The sequence below is a fragment of the Enterobacter hormaechei ATCC 49162 genome, from assembly GCF_001875655.1.
Lineage (GTDB): Bacteria > Pseudomonadota > Gammaproteobacteria > Enterobacterales > Enterobacteriaceae > Enterobacter > Enterobacter hormaechei.
This window is the reverse complement of sequence record NZ_MKEQ01000002.1, coordinates 13,802-30,936: the sequence shown is the minus strand read 5'-3', so window position 1 is coordinate 30,936 and position 17,135 is coordinate 13,802. Positions and strand designations below refer to the sequence as shown.

At 60.5% G+C, this 17,135-nt stretch carries 20 protein-coding genes and 1 pseudogene; 20 read left to right on the top strand and 1 reads right to left on the bottom strand.

The features are described 5' to 3' along the window. Nucleotides 1-32: 32 nt before the first annotated feature. Complete coding sequence (gene tusA / locus BH712_RS19095; protein WP_006812292.1) at nucleotides 33-275, bottom strand: sulfurtransferase TusA; 243 nt, start codon at nucleotides 273-275, stop codon at nucleotides 33-35. Between the two features lie 169 nt (nucleotides 276-444). Here tusA and BH712_RS19090 point away from each other — a divergent pair, with 169 nt between their 5' ends. From BH712_RS19090 to acpT, 20 genes and pseudogenes are all read left to right on the top strand, one after another. After that, nucleotides 445-1,110: a 7-cyano-7-deazaguanine/7-aminomethyl-7-deazaguanine transporter gene (locus BH712_RS19090; RefSeq protein WP_006812293.1), complete on the top strand. Its 666-nt coding sequence runs from the start codon at nucleotides 445-447 to the stop codon at nucleotides 1,108-1,110. A 72-nt stretch (nucleotides 1,111-1,182) separates the two neighbouring features. Next, nucleotides 1,183-1,740: a DcrB family lipoprotein gene (locus BH712_RS19085; RefSeq protein ID WP_006812294.1), complete on the top strand. Its 558-nt coding sequence runs from the start codon at nucleotides 1,183-1,185 to the stop codon at nucleotides 1,738-1,740. 135 nt (nucleotides 1,741-1,875) lie between these two features. Continuing rightward, nucleotides 1,876-2,925, top strand: a complete 1,050-nt coding sequence (locus tag BH712_RS19080; RefSeq protein WP_003861270.1) for an AI-2E family transporter — start codon at nucleotides 1,876-1,878, stop codon at nucleotides 2,923-2,925. Between the two features lie 125 nt (nucleotides 2,926-3,050). Next, complete coding sequence (locus BH712_RS19075) at nucleotides 3,051-3,773, top strand: beta-ketoacyl synthase chain length factor (RefSeq protein WP_006812295.1); 723 nt, start codon at nucleotides 3,051-3,053, stop codon at nucleotides 3,771-3,773. Beyond that, nucleotides 3,770-4,585: a lysophospholipid acyltransferase family protein gene (locus tag BH712_RS19070; protein ID WP_032674093.1), complete on the top strand. Its 816-nt coding sequence runs from the start codon at nucleotides 3,770-3,772 to the stop codon at nucleotides 4,583-4,585. Before BH712_RS19075 ends, BH712_RS19070 begins: the two co-directional genes overlap by 4 nt. Further along, nucleotides 4,566-4,823: a phosphopantetheine-binding protein gene (locus BH712_RS19065; RefSeq protein ID WP_003861263.1), complete on the top strand. Its 258-nt coding sequence runs from the start codon at nucleotides 4,566-4,568 to the stop codon at nucleotides 4,821-4,823. Before BH712_RS19070 ends, BH712_RS19065 begins: the two co-directional genes overlap by 20 nt. Before the next feature lie 11 nt (nucleotides 4,824-4,834). Next, on the top strand, nucleotides 4,835-5,086 hold the full coding sequence (locus BH712_RS19060) for an acyl carrier protein (protein WP_022649680.1): 252 nt from the start codon (nucleotides 4,835-4,837) through the stop codon (nucleotides 5,084-5,086). A 10-nt stretch (nucleotides 5,087-5,096) separates the two neighbouring features. Beyond that, complete coding sequence (locus tag BH712_RS19055) at nucleotides 5,097-5,657, top strand: COG4648 family protein (RefSeq protein WP_006812298.1); 561 nt, start codon at nucleotides 5,097-5,099, stop codon at nucleotides 5,655-5,657. Then, nucleotides 5,650-6,996, top strand: coding sequence for an AMP-binding protein (locus BH712_RS19050; protein WP_006812299.1), 1,347 nt, complete (start codon nucleotides 5,650-5,652; stop codon nucleotides 6,994-6,996). Before BH712_RS19055 ends, BH712_RS19050 begins: the two co-directional genes overlap by 8 nt. Further along, on the top strand, nucleotides 6,983-7,333 hold the full coding sequence (locus tag BH712_RS19045; protein ID WP_006812300.1) for an ApeI family dehydratase: 351 nt from the start codon (nucleotides 6,983-6,985) through the stop codon (nucleotides 7,331-7,333). The genes BH712_RS19050 and BH712_RS19045 overlap by 14 nt, the downstream gene beginning before the upstream one ends. Next, the gene (locus BH712_RS19040) at nucleotides 7,324-9,015 is read left to right on the top strand and encodes a glycosyltransferase family 2 protein (RefSeq protein ID WP_006812301.1); all 1,692 of its coding nucleotides are present in this window, start codon (nucleotides 7,324-7,326) and stop codon (nucleotides 9,013-9,015) included. Before BH712_RS19045 ends, BH712_RS19040 begins: the two co-directional genes overlap by 10 nt. Before the next feature lie 3 nt (nucleotides 9,016-9,018). Next, a complete protein-coding gene (locus BH712_RS19035) occupies nucleotides 9,019-9,441 on the top strand; it encodes an acyl-CoA thioesterase (RefSeq protein WP_006812302.1) in 423 nt (140 codons plus the stop codon). Continuing rightward, nucleotides 9,438-10,039: pseudogene (locus BH712_RS19030) on the top strand (LolA family protein). The gene BH712_RS19035 and the pseudogene BH712_RS19030 overlap by 4 nt, the downstream one beginning before the upstream one ends. Beyond that, entirely contained in the window at nucleotides 10,008-12,329 is a 2,322-nt protein-coding gene (locus BH712_RS19025; RefSeq protein WP_006812304.1) for an MMPL family transporter, read from the top strand. The pseudogene BH712_RS19030 and the gene BH712_RS19025 overlap by 32 nt, the downstream one beginning before the upstream one ends. Continuing rightward, nucleotides 12,326-12,904 carry a DUF3261 domain-containing protein gene (locus BH712_RS19020; protein ID WP_006812305.1) on the top strand — a complete coding sequence of 193 codons (579 nt, stop codon included), beginning with the start codon at nucleotides 12,326-12,328 and terminating at the stop codon, nucleotides 12,902-12,904. The genes BH712_RS19025 and BH712_RS19020 overlap by 4 nt, the downstream gene beginning before the upstream one ends. Nucleotide 12,905: 1 nt before the next feature. After that, nucleotides 12,906-14,072: a beta-ketoacyl-[acyl-carrier-protein] synthase family protein gene (locus BH712_RS19015; protein WP_006812306.1), complete on the top strand. Its 1,167-nt coding sequence runs from the start codon at nucleotides 12,906-12,908 to the stop codon at nucleotides 14,070-14,072. Then, nucleotides 14,072-14,545 carry a hotdog family protein gene (locus BH712_RS19010; protein ID WP_006812307.1) on the top strand — a complete coding sequence of 158 codons (474 nt, stop codon included), beginning with the start codon at nucleotides 14,072-14,074 and terminating at the stop codon, nucleotides 14,543-14,545. Before BH712_RS19015 ends, BH712_RS19010 begins: the two co-directional genes overlap by 1 nt. Continuing rightward, nucleotides 14,539-15,270 (top strand): 3-ketoacyl-ACP reductase FabG2, encoded by a 732-nt coding sequence (locus BH712_RS19005; RefSeq protein WP_032674094.1) that lies wholly within the window; start codon nucleotides 14,539-14,541, stop codon nucleotides 15,268-15,270. Before BH712_RS19010 ends, BH712_RS19005 begins: the two co-directional genes overlap by 7 nt. Then, nucleotides 15,267-16,496: a beta-ketoacyl-ACP synthase gene (locus BH712_RS19000; protein WP_006812309.1), complete on the top strand. Its 1,230-nt coding sequence runs from the start codon at nucleotides 15,267-15,269 to the stop codon at nucleotides 16,494-16,496. Before BH712_RS19005 ends, BH712_RS19000 begins: the two co-directional genes overlap by 4 nt. 2 nt (nucleotides 16,497-16,498) lie before the next feature. Next, the gene (gene acpT / locus BH712_RS18995) at nucleotides 16,499-17,092 is read left to right on the top strand and encodes a 4'-phosphopantetheinyl transferase AcpT (RefSeq protein WP_006812310.1); all 594 of its coding nucleotides are present in this window, start codon (nucleotides 16,499-16,501) and stop codon (nucleotides 17,090-17,092) included. Nucleotides 17,093-17,135: the final 43 nt, after the last annotated feature.

Here is a 17,135-nt window from a genome sequence, read left to right as displayed (position 1 = left end):
CTCTCCCTTTGGGAGAGGGCCGGGGTGAGGGTTTACCCCTTACGAATCAAATACCGGTACGGCAGGGTTTCGGTTTGCTGCGCCACCAGTTCATGTTCCATAAAGTTACAAAAACCGGGAATATCGCGGGTGGTGGCCGGATCATCTGCGACGATCAGCAGCGTTTCGCCGCTCTGCATGTTACGGACGGTTTTACGCACCATCATTACCGGCTCCGGGCAACGGAGGCCCTGAGCATCAAGCGTGTGGTCTGGGCTGGAAAACAGGTCGGTCATTTTCTTCTCGTTCAGGTAAAAACGGCTGTAGTTTACGCCCCGCTATCGCCAATGCAAACCAGGTTAACGATTGCGTGAAAATTAGCCATTGCAAAGTGTCGTCAAAGCAGTATCATGCGGCGGCTTTATTGGGTTCCCTCACCCCAAATATTAATCAAAAAGGTACAATATGAACTCCTTTACACAATCGCAGCGCGTCAAGGCGTTGTTCTGGCTTTCGCTATTTCATCTGCTGGTGATCATCTCCAGTAACTATCTGGTACAGCTCCCCATCTCCATTTTTGGTTTCCATACCACCTGGGGCGCGTTCAGTTTCCCGTTTATTTTCCTCGCGACGGATTTAACCGTGCGTATTTTTGGCGCACCGCTGGCGCGGCGGATTATTTTTGCGGTGATGATCCCGGCACTGTTTGTCTCCTACGCTATCTCCTCGCTGTTTTACATGGGCAGCTGGCAGGGCTTCGACGCGCTGATGCATTTCAACCTCTTCGTCGCGCGTATTGCCGCCGCCAGCTTTATGGCCTATGCCCTGGGGCAGATCCTCGACGTTCACGTCTTTAACCGCCTGCGTCAGAATCATCGCTGGTGGATGGCACCGACGGCATCCACGCTGTTCGGTAACGTGAGCGATACGCTGGCCTTCTTCTTCATCGCCTTTTGGCGCAGCCCGGACGCCTTCATGGCAGAACACTGGATGGAAATTGCTCTGGTGGACTACGCCTTTAAGGTGCTTATCAGCCTGGTTTTCTTCCTGCCGATGTACGGCGTACTGTTGAATATGCTGCTGAAAAGGCTGGCAGATAAATCTGAAATCTCCGCATTGCAGGCAGGTTAAGGGTTCGCTTTATCAGTTGTGATAAGATGAACGAATGAGCCGTTATGGCCGTTTATCGAAAGGAAGAAGTCAATGCGCAATCTGGTTAAATATGTCGGGATTGGCCTGCTGGTTGTTGGCCTTGCAGCCTGTGATAACAGCGACACCAAAACGCCTGCTCAGGGCGCGTCAGCAGAAAGCAACGCCACCGGTCAGCCGGTAAGCCTGATGGATGGCAAACTCAGTTTCTCTCTGCCCGCAGACATGACCGACCAGAGCGGTAAGCTGGGCACCCAGGCGAACAATATGCACGTCTATTCCGATGCCACCGGCCAAAAAGCGGTGATTGTGATTGTCGGTGACGATACCAGCGAAGATCTGGGCGTGCTGGCTAAACGCCTGGAAGATCAGCAGCGCAGTCGCGACCCACAGCTTCAGGTGGTCACCAACAAGTCTATTGAACTGAAAGGCCACACGCTGCAACAGCTGGACAGCATCATCTCTGCCAAAGGCCAGACCGCGTACTCCTCCGTTGTGCTCGGCAAAGTCGATAATAAACTGCTGACCATGCAGATCACCCTGCCGGCAGATAATCAGCAGAAAGCGCAGACCGCCGCTGAAAACATCATTAACACCCTCGTGATCCAGTAATCGTTCAACAGGCTACCGTGGCCTCCGGCGCTTGCGTCGGGGGCCATTTTTTTGCCACGACTTTCAGACTAACACTCCAGACGAAGCCCATCCGGCGCACTACAATTAACACGCCCCCCGGAAAAAGGAATTCTTATGACTGCCAGCCCGCCCGATAAAGCCGGACTTCATATTTTATTAAAACTTGCCTGCCTGGTGGTTATCCTGGCGGGTATCCACGCGGCGGCGGATATCATTGTTCAGCTTCTGCTGGCACTGTTTTTCGCCATTGTGCTTAACCCGCTGGTGACATGGTTTTTACGCCGGGGCATCAGCCGCCCGGTTGCCATTACCATTGTGGTGATGGTGATGCTGGTTGTCCTGACGGCGCTGTTCGGCGTGCTTGCCGCCTCGCTGAGCGAATTTTCCACCATGCTGCCGCAGTACAATAAAGAGCTGACTCGTAAGCTGGTCGATCTCCAGCGCATGTTGCCGTTCGTGAATCTGCATATTTCACCGGAACGGATGCTGCGCCGGATGGATTCCGAGAAAGTCATGACCTACGCCACCACCCTGATGACCGGGCTTTCCGGGGCGATGGCCAGCATTCTGCTGCTGGTAATGACGGTGGTGTTTATGCTGTTCGAAGTACGCCACGTGCCGTATAAACTGCGTTTTGCCCTGAACAATCCGCAGATCCACATTGCCGGTTTGCACCGCGCGCTGAAGGGTGTCTCTAAATACCTGGCGCTGAAAACCCTGTTAAGCCTCTGGACCGGCGTGATCGTCTGGCTGGGGCTGGTACTGCTGGACGTGCAGTTCGCGCTGATGTGGGGCGTGCTGGCGTTTTTACTGAACTACGTGCCCAATATCGGCGCGGTGCTTTCTGCGGTTCCGCCGATGATCCAGGCGTTTCTGTTTAACGGTTTTTATGAGTGCATGCTGGTAGGGGCGCTGTTCCTCGTCGTGCATATGGTGCTGGGTAATATTCTCGAACCGCGCATGATGGGCCACCGTCTGGGCATGTCGACGATGGTGGTGTTTTTATCGTTACTGATCTGGGGATGGCTGCTGGGACCCGTGGGCATGCTACTCTCCGTGCCGCTCACCAGCGTCTGTAAAATCTGGATGGAAACCACCAAAGGAGGCAGTAAACTCGCCATTCTGCTGGGGCCGGGTCGGCCAAAAAGCCGTTTGCCGGGATAACCGGGTGAAAACGGTCAAAAGTGACGTTTATTCGCCAGCGCGACGACAACATTGTACGATGTGCGCAGCAAATCGCGCTGGCGAAGAAAAAGTCACAGAAACAGGTTTATCGCGGACGCGCGTAGATGAAATTTACACTTACCCTTATCGACTGGCAGGCAAGAGCGCCAGGACTCAGCGATGCCGACGAATGGCAGGCATGGTCACGCCGGTCTGACGCCATCGATCCCGCGGCACCGCTGGCGAAACTGACCCATCTGCCGATGATGACCGCCCGCCGCCTGAATTCAGGCAGCAAGCTGGCCGTTGACCTTGGCCTGATGATGCTGCACAAACATCGCATCGACGCCGTCGTCTACAGCAGCCGTCATGGGGAACTGGAGCGTAATTTCCGTATTCTTCAGGCTCTGGCGGCAGAAGAGCCTGTTTCACCGACCGATTTTGCCATGTCGGTACACAACTCGGCGGTCGGCAATCTCACTATCGCCGCGCGTCAGCCGGTTGTCTCTTCGTCGGTATCCGCCGGTATGGATACCTTCCAGCAGAGCTTATGCGACGTGCTGAGCCTGCTGCATGCGGGCTACTCCCGCGTGTTGCTGGTAGATTTCGACGGCCAGCTGCCTGATTTTTATCACGCCGGGCTGCCGCCGCAGATGCCCGTCTGGCCCTACGCGCTGGCGCTGGTGATTGAGGCCGGAAATACGCTCAGCTGTGAAACGCACCCCAACCACACGCCTGAAGAGCCAGCGCTGCCGCAAAGCCTCCAGTTCCTGCGCCATTACCTGCGTGACGAGCGCCAGTTTACCCTGCCGGGCGAGCGCCTGCTGTGGCAATGGACGCGCCAATGAAAGGGTTACGTTCCCGCCTCGATCGGGTATGGCGCATGCTGATGACCGGATTGTGCTTCGCCCTGTTCGGCCTCGGCGGACTGACGCTGTCGCTGGTGTGGTTTAACCTGCTGCTGATTTTCCAGCGCGACCGCACTCAACGCCGTCGCCTGGCACGCCGCACGATTTCTGCCAGTTTTCGCCTGTTTCTCGCGGTGGTGCGCGGGGTGGGCGTGCTGGATTACCGTTTCAACAACCTGGACGTTCTGCGCGCCGAGCGGGGCTGTCTGGTGATTGCGAACCACCCTTCGCTGCTGGACTACGTCCTGCTGGCGTCGGTGATGAACGAAACCGACTGTCTGGTGAAAAGCGCCCTGCTGCGTAATCCGTTTGTCAGCGGCGTGATCCGCGCGGCGGACTATCTGATTAACAGCGAAGCCGACACGCTACTTACCGCCAGCCAGCAGCGTCTGGCCCAGGGCGACACCCTGCTTATCTTCCCGGAAGGTACCCGCACCCGGGTGGGCGAAGCCATTACCCTGCAACGTGGGGCGGCGAATATCACCGTTCGCTGCAACAGCGCCGTGCGCGTGGTGGTGATCCACTGTAGCGAACGGATGCTGGATAAACAGAGCAGCTGGTATAACGTGCCCCCCAACAAACCTGTTTTCACCGTGGATGTTCGCGAACGCATCAACATTCATGATTTTTATGATGCGAGTCAGCACGAACCCGCGCTGGCGGCAAGGCAGTTAAACCGGCATATGCAGCATCAGTTAACAACCGGTCTTCAATCTTTGTCAGGAACGAAAGATGCAAGCGCTCTATCTTGAAATTAAGAATCTCATTATCTCTACGCTGAATCTGGAAGAACTTACCCCAGAGGATATTGATACAGACGCCGCGCTCTTTGGCGACGGCCTCGGTCTGGACTCAATTGACGCCCTTGAGCTGGGGCTGGCGGTGAAAAATCAGTACGGCGTAGTGCTTTCTGCCGAAAGTGACGAGATGCGTCAGCACTTCTACTCCGTTGCCACGCTCGCGGCTTTTATCCATCAACAACGCGCCTGAGAATGACCGCCATGACAGAACAACAAACGATTTATCAGGAAGTCTCTGCGCTTCTTATTACCCTGTTTGAAGTCGCCCCGGAGGATATTACCCCTGAGGCACGGCTTTACGAGGACCTGGATCTCGACAGCATTGATGCCGTCGATATGGTGGTGCACCTGCAAAAGAAAACGGGCCATAAAATCAAGCCCGAAACCTTTAAAGCGGTGCGCACGGTGCAGGACGTCGTGGACGTTGTGGAACAGCTTCAGCGCGACGCGTAACGTGCGTTCGATGCCGATCCTTCCCGCCCTGACAGGACTGATGCTGCTGGCATGGCCGTTTCTGATCGGCTTTGGGCTGGCGAATAACAGCCTGCACGGGATACTGCCCGTGATGGCGCTGGTGCTGCTGTTGCGCGTCTGCCAGGCCCGTCGGCAGGGCGGCCCCCTGCGTTATCTTTTCGTGAGCGTGGCGCTGGCTGGCATTGTGCTTTGCGCAGCGAGCTACATCCTGGACGCGCACCAGTGGGTGCTGTTTTATCCGGTGGTGGTGAATCTGGTGATGCTGGTGGTGTTTGGCGGTTCGCTGTGGACGGCTATGCCTGTCGTCGAACGGCTGGCGCGCCTGCGTGAACCGGATCTTTCCCCCGTCGGGATACGGTACACGCGCCGGGTTACCCAGATATGGTGCGTGTTTTTTATCGTCAACGGAGCCATCGCGCTGTTTACCGTTTTACATGCGGACATACGTCTGTGGACGCTGTGGAACGGGATGATTGCCTATCTCCTGATGGGCACGCTGATGGCCGTCGAGTGGCTGGTGCGACAACGGGTGATGAAAAACGATGTTTAACCCCCTTCCGCTTAGCCAGTGGCTCAGTGCGCCCCGCCCTGACGACACCCCTGTCGCCTGGCGTGACGACCGCCTCTGGACGCTTGGCGATTTGCGCCACGACGTCACTCAGCTGGTCGACACGCTGCGTCATGAAGATGGCGAGCGCTGGGCGCTGTGTTTTGAAGACGGCTATCTGTTTATTGTCGCCCTGCTGGCAACGCTGCATGCGGGGAAAACGCCCGTCCTCCCCGGCCACAGCCGGGCGGCGCAGCTTAACGAACAGCGGGCACTGTTCAGCGGCATCCTGAGCGACACCACGCTCGATTTTCAGGGGCGACAGCGGCGGGTGACTTCCGCTCAGCGGGCAGGCCATCCCTTTTCACCGCTGCCTGCCATCGATGAGATGCGCACGATTGAGCTTTACACCTCCGGCTCGACCGGCGCGCCGCAGCGGGTGTGTAAGCCGGTTATCAGCCTGGATCGTGAGGCGCGTCTGCTGGCGGCGCATTTTGGTGAACGTCTGGCGGGCTGTCACGTCGTGGCTTCCGTGGTGCTGCACCACCTGTACGGCCTGACGTTCCGTGTCGTCTTACCCATGGCGCTCGGCCTGCCGCTGCATGCCAGCCTGCTCAACTATGCCGAGCAGCTCTCTGCCCTTCCCGGCGATAAACGCTATCTTTTCATCAGCAGCCCGGCGTTCCTTAAGCGGCTGGACGAATCGCTGACGCCGCCCCCCGTTAACCTGCTCTTCTCCGCTGGCGGCGCGCTGCCCTGGCAGGAGGTCACTGCGGTTCAGGCCTGGCTCAACGTCTGGCCGGATGAAATATACGGCAGTACGGAAACGGGGGTTATGGCCTGGCGCTACCGTCAGGAGGAAAGCACGCGCTGGCAGCCTTTCCCCGGCGTGGCGTTTCACGGCGATCGCGTGACGTCGCCGCTGATCCCCGAGGCGGAAGGGATCGCGCTGGATGATATTCTGCACTTCACGGCTGACGGGCAGTTCAGCCTCGTCGGGCGTCGCGGTCGGGTGGTTAAACTCGAAGATAAACGCATTTCGCTCGATGACATTGAGCGCCGCCTGCTGGCGCTGGACGGCATCCGCGAGGCCGCCGCGCTGACGGTGACGCGCGGCGGGCGTCAGGGCATCGGCGTGTTGCTGGTATTGAATGAAGCGGCGCGTCAGCAACACGACCAGGGCAAAAAAGCGCAGGTGCTTGCCTGGCGTCGCGCCCTTCGCCCCTGGCTTGAACCGGTTGCCGTGCCGCGCTACTGGCGGATCGTCGATGAAATTCCGGTCAACAGCATGAACAAGCGCGTGACTGCGCAACTACAGGAGTTGTTTCATGAAGATCCCTGAAATCGGGCGCCTCCAGCCCGATCCACAGCATCTGGAGATAACCCTTTATCTTGATCCTGGCCTGCTCTGGTTTAAGGGACATTTCGCCGTACAGCCGTTGCTGCCCGGCGTCGCCCAGCTCGACTGGGTAATGCATTACGCTAGCGCGCTGGCGCCGGGCTACCGTTTTCACAGTATTCAGAACGTAAAGTTCGCCGCCCCGCTGTTGCCGGAGAACACGGTCACGCTGGCCCTTGCCTGGCAGCCTGAACGCCAGATGCTGACCTTTAGCTATCAGCGCCATGCGGGTAACGCGCGCCACACCGCCAGCAGCGGGAAGATTCGCTTATGTCAGTAACCTTCCGTCCCTGCGTGCTGATCCCGTGCTACAACCACGGGGCGATGATGGCTTCGGTGCTGGCGCGCCTCGCGCCTTTCGATCTGCCCTGTCTGATGGTGGACGATGGCAGCGATGAAACCACGCGCCGTGTGCTTGAGGATTTGGCGGCGGCTCATCCGCAAATCACGCTGCTGCGGCTGGCCGAAAACAGCGGCAAAGGGGCGGCGGTGATGCAGGGGCTGAAAGCCTGCGCCGATCGCGGTTTCACCCACGCCGTTCAGGTGGACGCTGACGGGCAGCACGCTATCGAAGACATCCCCAGACTGCTGGCGCTGGCTGAACGCCATCCCGATGCGCTCATTTCCGGGCAGCCCGTTTACGATGATTCGATCCCCCGTTCGCGCCTGTACGGACGCTGGATCACCCACGTCTGGGTCTGGATTGAAACCCTCTCCCTGCAACTCAAAGACAGCATGTGCGGGTTTCGCATTTACCCGATAGCCCCGGTCCTGCGCCTTGCGGCGGACACGCCGCTCGGCAGGCGGATGGATTTTGATACCGAAGTGATGGTGCGCCTCTACTGGCAGGGCAACACCAGCTATTTTCTGCCCACCCGCGTGACCTATCCGCCGGATGGGGTATCCCATTTTGATGCCCTGAAAGACAACGTGCGCATCTCATGGATGCATACCCGTCTGTTTCTCGGCATGCTGCCGCGCATTCCTTCCCTGCTGATGCGTCGCCGCTCGCAGCACTGGGCGCAGCAGCAGGAGGTGAAAGGGTTATGGGGCATGCGCCTGATGCTGCGCGTCTGGCAGCTGCTGGGGCGAAAGGCGTTCACCATCCTGCTGTGGCCGGTTACCGCCGTCTACTGGCTGACCGCCCGCTCTGCGCGTCTGGCGTCGCAGCAGTGGCTGGCGCGGGTTAAAACGGTGATAGCACAGCGGCAAATGCCGCAACCCGCGCGGCTTAACAGTTTTTCCCACTTCCTGCGCTTCGGTCATGCCATGCTGAATAAAGTGGCCAGCTGGCGGGGCGAAATGAAACTCCATCGCGATCTGGTCTTTGCGCCAGGCGCGCAGGAGGCGCTGGGACTGGACGATCCTCAGGGCAAACTGCTGCTCGCGTCGCACCTTGGCGATGTGGAAGCCTGCCGGGCGCTGGCCCAGCGCGAAGGGGCGAAAACCATTAACGCGCTGGTCTTTAGCGACAACGCCAGACGCTTTAAGCAGGTGATGGAGGAGATGGCCCCGCAGGCGGGCATTCACCTGATGCCGGTCACCGACATTGGCCCGGAAACCGCCATCCTCATCAAAGAGAAGCTGGATCGCGGTGAATGGGTGGCGATCGTGGGCGATCGCATCGCCGTTACCCCGCAGCGCGGCGGCAGCTGGCGAGTGATATGGAGCGAATTTATGGGCCAGCCCGCCCCGTTCCCGCAGGGGCCATTTATTCTGGCCTCCATTTTGCGCTGCCCGGTGGTGCTGATTTTTGCCCTCTGCCAGCAGGGAAAGCTGACCCTACACTGCGAGCCGTTTGCCGACCCGCTGCTGCTACCGCGCGGCGAACGCCAGCAGGCGCTACAGCAGACCGTCGACCGCTATGCGCAGCGGCTGGAGCATTACGCGCTCATGTCGCCGCTCGACTGGTTTAATTTTTTCGATTTCTGGCAATTGCCAGAGATCAACGAGAAGGAGTAAAGGGTGCTGACCGATCCCCGCTTTACGGCTGAAGTTGAAATCACCGTTCCGTTCCACGACGTCGATATGATGGGCGTGGTGTGGCACGGCAACTATTTCCGCTACTTTGAGATTGCCCGCGAAGCGCTGCTCAACCAGTTTGACTACGGCTATCGCCAGATGAAAGCGTCCGGCTACGTCTGGCCGGTGGTGGATACCCGGGTGAAATACCGCGATGCGGTGACTTTCGAGCAGCGCATTCGCGTCCGCGCCCACATTGAAGAGGTTGAGAACCGCCTGCGCATCGCCTATCAAATCTTCGACGCGCAAACCGGGAAACGCACCACCACCGGCTACACCATTCAGGTGGCGGTGGAGGAAGCAAGCCGGGAGATGTGCTTTGTCAGCCCGGCCATTCTGTTCGAACGTATGGGGATCGCGCCATGAAATGGATAACGCTACTCGCGCTGCTGATAAGCCCGGTGGTCAGCGCGGTGACGCTGGATGAACTGCAACAGCGGTTTGCGGAGCAACCGGTGGTGCGCGCGCACTTTGAGCAGACCCGCACCATCAAGGACATGCCTCAGCCGCTGCGCTCGCAGGGGGAGATGCTGATCGCCCGTGACAATGGCCTGCTGTGGGATCAAAAAGCGCCGTTCCCGATGACGCTGCTGCTGGATGACCAACGGATGGTGCAGATCGTTAACGGTCAGCCGCCGCAAACCATTACCGCCGACACTAATCCACAGATGTTCCAGTTCAACCACCTGCTGCGGGCGCTGTTCCAGGCCGACCGCAAGGTGCTGGAAGAGAACTTCCGCATCGATTTCAAAGACCTGGGCGAAGGCCGCTGGTCGCTGGTGCTCACCCCCATCACCACGCCGCTGGACAAGATTTTTACCTCCCTGGATTTGAAGGGCGCGATCTATCTGGAATCCATTCGCCTGAACGATAAGCAGGGCGACACGACGGATATCGCCCTCTCCCGCCACCAACTGACGCCCGCCTGACCGATGCAGAACGCCAGCGCTTTACCGCACCGTAACGCCCTGCGCCCGGCGCTGCTGTGGGCCGCGGTATGCCTGATCCTGCTGGGCGTACTGCTGTCGCTGCTGCCCGGCGCACGGCTGAACAGTAGCGTGCTCGCCATGCTGCCGAAACAGACGCTCGGCGCGATCCCTCCCGCCCTCAACGACGGATTTATGCAGCGCCTCGACCGCCAGCTTATCTGGCTGGTCAGCCCCGGCAAACAGCCGGACCCGCGCGTGGCGCAGCAGTGGTTAACCCTGCTGCAACGCAGCCAGGCGCTGAATGTCGTAAAAGGTCCGCTGGACGCCGCTGGGCAACAGGCCTGGGGAGATTTCTTCTGGCAGCACCGCAATGGCCTGATCGATCCGGCCACCCGCGCCCGCCTGCAAAACGGCGGTGAAGCGCAGGCCCAGTGGATCCTGTCCCAGCTCTACTCCGCCTTTTCCGGCGTGAGCGGCAAGGAGCTGCAAAACGATCCGCTGATGCTGATGCGCGGCGCGCAGCTCGCGCTGGCGAAGAACAGCCAGAAGATGCAGCTGATGGACGGCTGGCTGGTGACAAAAGACGAGGCCGGGAACTACTGGTATCTGCTGCACGGCGAGCTGGCAGGCTCGTCGTTCGATATGCAGCAAACCCACCAGTTCGTGACCACCCTTAACACGTTGCAGAAGGCGCTAAAAAGCCAGTATCCACAGGCGCAGCTGCTCTCGCGCGGGACGGTGTTCTACAGCGATTACGCCAGCCAGCAGGCTAAAAAAGATATTTCCACGCTCGGCGTCGCCACGGTGCTCGGGGTGATCCTGCTGATTGTGTCGGTGTTTCGCTCCGTGCGTCCGCTGCTGCTGAGCCTGCTCTCCATTGCCATCGGCGCGCTGGCGGGGACGGTCGTGACGCTCCTGCTGTTCAGTGAACTGCACCTGATGACGCTGGTGATGAGCATGAGCATCATCGGCATCTCGGCGGACTATACGATTTACTACCTCACGGAACGGATGGTGCACGGCGCGGAACACTCGCCCTGGCAAAGCCTGGCGAAAGTGCGTAACGCGCTGCTGCTGGCGCTGCTGACCACCGTGGTGGCGTATCTCTTCATGATGCTGGCCCCCTTCCCCGGCATTCGTCAGATGGCGGTGTTCGCCGCCGCAGGGCTGAGCGCCTCGTGCCTGACGGTAATTTTCTGGCATCCGTGGCTGTGCCGGGGCATGCCGATCCGCCCGGTTCCCCTGAGAGGGATGATGCAGCGCTGGCTGAACGCCTGGCGCGACAGGAAAGCCCTCGCTGTCGGGCTGCCGGTAGCGCTGGCGCTGCTCTCCGCCATCGGGATCGCCAGCCTGCGGGTGGATGACGATATCGCCCGGCTTCAGGCGTTGCCGCAGGACATTCTGGCGCAGGAAAAAACCATCACCGCCCTGACCGGGCAGAACGTCGATCAGAAGTGGTTCGTGGTGTACGGCGCGTCGGCGCAGGAAACGCTGGAGCGGCTGGAGGCATTTACCCCGGCGCTGGCGCAGGCGCAACAGGCGGGGGCATTTACCCGCTGGCGTACCCTGCCGCTGAATTCGCTGGCGCGGCAGAAAAGCGATCTGCATCTGCTGCGTAACGCCGCGCCAACGGTGATGAAAATGCTGAAAAGCACCGGGCTGAACGCCGTTGAACCGAACCTGAACGCCATGCCTGTCAGCGTGGAAGCGTGGCTCGCCAGCCCGGCCAGCGAGGGCTGGCGTTTGCTGTGGCTGACGCTGCCGGACGGCACAAGCGGCGTGTTAGTGCCGGTCGATGGGGTGAAAAACAGCGCCGCACTTGGCGAGCTGGCCGCCCGTCATCCCGGGGTCGTCTGGGTTGACCGTAAGGCCAGCTTTGACAGCCTGTTTGCGCTCTACCGCTCGCTGTTGACGGGACTGCTGGGCGTGGCGCTGGCGGTAATTGCCTGCGGCGCGATGGTGCGCCTCGGCTGGCGAAAAGGGCTGGTGGCGCTGGTGCCGTCCGTGCTGTCGCTGGGTGGCGGGCTGGCAATGCTGGCCTTGACGGGTCATCCGGTGAATCTGTTTTCCCTGCTGGCGCTGGTGCTGGTCCTCGGCATTGGCATCAACTACACGCTGTTTTTCAGCAACCCGCGCGGCACGCCGCTGACCTCCATGCTGGCGATTACCCTCGCTATGATGACCACCCTGCTGACGCTGGGGATGCTGGTATTCAGCACCACTCAGGCCATCAGCAGCTTTGGCATTGTGCTGGTGAGCGGTATCTTCACCGCGTTCCTGCTCGCCCCGCTGGCGATGCCGACTAACAAAGAGAACTTACCATGACCCGTTTCATTCGCCTGGCGGCAGTGATGATGGCCCTGCTGCTGGCGGGCTGTAGCCATACGACGAACCGCGATGACACGCGCCCTCAGGCCTGGCTCCAGCCGGGCACCCGCGTCACGCTGCCACCGCCGGGCATCACGCCTGCTCTCCGCGCGCAGCAGTTGCTTACCGGCAGTTTTAAAGGCCAGACCCAGTCGCTGGTGGTGATGCTGAACGCCGACGGAGATAAAGTGACGCTTGCCGGTCTCTCCTCCGTCGGGATCCGCCTGTTCCTCGCCACCTACGACGACACCGGGATCCACACCGAGCAGTCGGTTGTGATGCCGCAGCTGCCGCCCGCCAGCCAGGTGCTGGCCGACGTGATGCTCAGCCACTGGCCGCTCAGCGCCTGGCGGCCGCAGTTGCCGAAAGGCTGGACGCTGAACGATACTGACACCAGACGCGAACTGCGCAACCCCGATGGCAAACTGGTCACGGAAATTGTCTACCTGAACCGTAACGGCAGGCGCGAACCGATTAGCATTGCGCAGCACGCTTTTCACTACCACATCACCATTCAATATCTGGGTGACTGAGATGATTTACCTTTCTGCGGTTGGCATGGTCAACGCGCTCGGCAACTCGGCTGATGACATTGCGGCGAACCTGATCGCTGGCGTGGCCCCCGGGATGCGTCACCGTGCGGGCTGGCTACAGGGCTTCCCCGAGGCCGTGCTGGGGGGCGTGGAGGGTGAACTTCCCCCTGTCCCCGAGTCTTTTTCCGCCCATCGCAGCCGCAACAACCAGCTGCTGCTGGCGGCGCTGGCGCAAATCCGCCCCGCCGTTGATGCGGCCATTGCGCGCGTGGGGCGCGACCGCGTGGCGGTTGTGCTGGGCACCAGCACCTCCGGGCTGGACGAGGGGGATGAGTACGTGCGCCGCGCGCAGAACGGCGAGCGCAGCACGCAGTGGCAATATCCGCAGCAGGAGCTGGGCGATCCGTCGCGCTTTCTTGCCCGCTGGCTGGCGCTGGACGGCCCGGCGTATACCATCTCGACCGCCTGCTCCTCCAGCGCGCGGGCGATCATTAGCGGTCGTCGTCTGATCGAGGCGGGGCTGGTGGATGTCGCCATCGTCGGCGGGGCCGACAGCCTGAGCCGCATGCCGGTCAACGGCTTCAACAGCCTGGAATCCTTCTCCCCGACCCTGTGCGAGCCGTTTGGCCGCAACCGTCGGGGGATCACCATTGGCGAAGCGGCGGCCCTGATGGTGCTGACCCGCGAGCCGGGCGAGATTGCCCTTCTGGGCGCGGGGGAATCCAGCGATGCGTACCATATTTCCGCCCCGCATCCGCAGGGCGAAGGGGCGATCCGCGCCATCACCCAGGCGCTGAACGAGGCGGGCATGACGGCGGCGGACGTCGGCTATATCAACCTGCACGGCACCGCCACGCCGCTGAACGATCGCATTGAGGCGCAGGTGATCCACGACCTCTTTGGCGACCGCGTGCCGTGCAGCTCCACGAAACACCTTACCGGCCACACGCTGGGCGCCGCCGGGATCACCGAGGCCGCCCTGAGCTGGCTGATCCTGACCCGAGACCTGCCGCTGCCACCGCAGGATTTTTCCCGCTACGCGCCGGACGACACCCTGCCCACCTTCGGCCTACTGCACCAGAGCGCACCGCTGACAAAACCGGTGATCCTGTCGAACTCTTTCGCGTTTGGCGGCAACAACGCCAGCCTTCTGCTGGGGAGGGCATAATGCGCTATTTACCCCCCGGGGATTATCTTCCTCACGATACGCCGATGCTGCTGCTTGAAAGCGTGGAAAGCGTCACCGATGACCGCGCCGTTTGCCGCGTCACGGTGAACGATCGGGGTGTTCTGGCCCCGTTTCTGGACGCTGACGGCAACCTGCCTGGCTGGTTTGCGCTGGAGCTGATGGCCCAGACCGTGGGCGTCTGGTCAGAGTGGCACCGGATGCAAAAAGGGCTGCCGCACTGTGCGCTGGGTATGGTGCTGGGCGCGCGCGAGCTGGTGTGCGACGCAGGGCATTTTGCCGCAGGCAGCACGCTGACCATCACCATCGAACGACTGATGCAGGATGACCGCTTCGGCAGCTTCGAATGCGCCATTCAAGCGGATAACGCCTCCCTCGCCACGGGCCGCGTGAACACCTTCCAGCCGAGCGAGGAAGAATTAACCACACTTTTCAACCAGGGAACACCATCATGAGATCCGTACTGGTCACGGGTGCCAGCAAAGGCATTGGCCGCGCTATCGCCCTTCAGCTTGCGGCGGACGGTTTCACCGTCGGCGTGCATTACCATCGTGATGAAGCGGGCGCGCAGGAGACGCTGGAAGCGATTGTCCGGGCGGGCGGCGCGGGCCGTTTACTCACCTTCGACGTAGGCAACCGTGAGCAGTGCCGCACGGTGCTGGAACAGGAGATCGCCGATCACGGCGCGTGGTACGGCGTGGTCAGTAACGCTGGCATTACCCGCGACGGCGCATTTCCGGCGCTCAGCGACGAGGACTGGGACAGCGTGATCCACACCAATCTCGACAGTTTTTATAACGTCATTCATCCCTGCATTATGCCGATGATCGGCACCCGCAAGGGCGGACGGATCATTACCCTGTCGTCGGTATCAGGCATCATGGGCAACCGTGGGCAGGTGAACTACAGCGCGGCGAAAGCCGGGATCATCGGCGCCACCAAAGCGCTCGCCACCGAGCTGGCAAAACGCAAAATCACCGTCAACTGCATCGCGCCGGGGCTGATCGATACCGGCATGATCGAGATGGACGACGCCGCGCTGAATGCGGCGATGTCGATGATCCCGATGCAGCGTATGGGCCAGGCCGAGGAAGTCGCCGGGCTGGCGAGCTACCTGATGTCGGATAAAGCAGGCTATGTGACGCGTCAGGTGATTTCGATTAACGGAGGCATGCTATGACCCGCCGGGTAGTGATTACGGGCATGGGCGGCGTCACCGCGTTCGGCGAGGACTGGCCGACCATCTCGCGCCGTCTGCGCGGGTATGAAAACGCGGTGCGTACCATGACGGAGTGGCAGGCGTATGACGGCCTGCAAACCCTGCTCGCCGCGCCGATTGAAGACTTTACCCTCCCCGCTCACTACACGCGAAAGCGCATTCGCGCCATGGGCCGGGTGTCGCTGCTTTCCACCCGCGCGACCGAACTGGCGCTGGAGCAGGCGGGACTGATCGACGACGCCGTGCTGACCAACGGTCAGACCGGGATCGCCTACGGCTCGTCAACGGGCAGCACCGGGCCGGTCAGCGAGTTTGCCTCCATGCTCACCGAAAAGCACACCCACAACATCACCGGCACTACCTACGTGCAGATGATGCCGCACACCACGGCGGTGAATACCGGGCTGTTCTTTGGCCTGCGCGGACGGGTGATCCCCACGTCGAGCGCCTGTACCTCCGGCAGCCAGGCGATTGGCTATGCCTGGGAAGCGATTCGTCACGGCTACCAGACCGTGATGGTGGCAGGCGGCGCGGAAGAGCTGTGTCCGTCGGAAGCAGCGGTTTTCGATACCCTGTTTGCCACCAGCCAGCGGAACGACGCGCCGAAAACCACGCCGTCGCCGTTTGACGTTCAGCGAGATGGTCTGGTGATTGGTGAAGGTGCGGGCACGCTGGTGCTGGAAGCGCTGGATCACGCCAGAGCGCGGGGGGCGACAATTTATGGCGAGATCGTGGGCTTTGCCACCAACTGCGATGCGGCGCACATCACCCAGCCCCAGCGTGAAACCATGCAGGTGTGTATGGAACAGTCGCTGGCGATGGCGGGCCTTGGCCCCCAGGACATTGGTTATATTTCTGCCCACGGTACGGCGACCGATCGCGGGGATATCGCCGAGAGTCAGGCGACCGCCGCTATCTTCGGCGACAGGGTGCCCATCTCATCCCTGAAGAGCTATTTCGGCCATACCCTGGGCGCCTGTGGCGCGCTGGAAGCCCTGTTGAGTCTGCACATGATGCGGGAGGGCTGGTTCACGCCGACGCTCAATTTAAGACAACCGGATGAGCAATGCGGCGCTTTAGATTATATTATGGGGGAAACCCGCCCGATTGATTGCGAATTTATTCAGAGCAATAACTTTGCCTTTGGCGGCATTAATACCTCGATAATCATCAAACGCTGGGCGTAACTATGTACCAGTTTGTACTGGGAAAAATCTCCACCCTTAGCGCGGACCCACTGGCGTCAACGCTCGCAGACAGAGCACCGCAGGGTGCACGACACGCTTCCTGGCTTGCAGGCCGGACGTTGCTCGCCAGAACCTTATCCCCCTCACCGCTTCCCGAGATAATTTACGGCGAGCAGGGAAAACCGGCCTTCGCTAACGGTCATCCGCTGTGGTTTAACCTGAGTCACAGCGGGGACGACATTGCCCTGCTGATGAGCGATGAAGGTGAAGTGGGCTGCGATATCGAAGTGATCCGCCCGCGCGAGAACTGGCAGGCGCTGGCGAATGCCGTTTTCAGCCTCACCGAACATGATGAACTGGAGCGGGAAGCGCCTGAAGAGCAGCTTTCCGCATTCTGGCGTATCTGGACGCGCAAAGAAGCGATCGTCAAACAGCGCGGCGGCAGCGCGTGGCAGATTGTCAGCATTGACAGTACCGCCCAGTCGCTCCCGGTCAGCCAGCTACGTTTCGGCTCGCTGAGCCTGGCGGTCTGTACCCCTACGCCTTTCACCTTAACGGCGGACTCTGTTTCTTACTCCGGCATTTCTGCGGCATAAAAAACGGCCATGCCGGTTAAAACCAACATGGCCGATGTCCCGT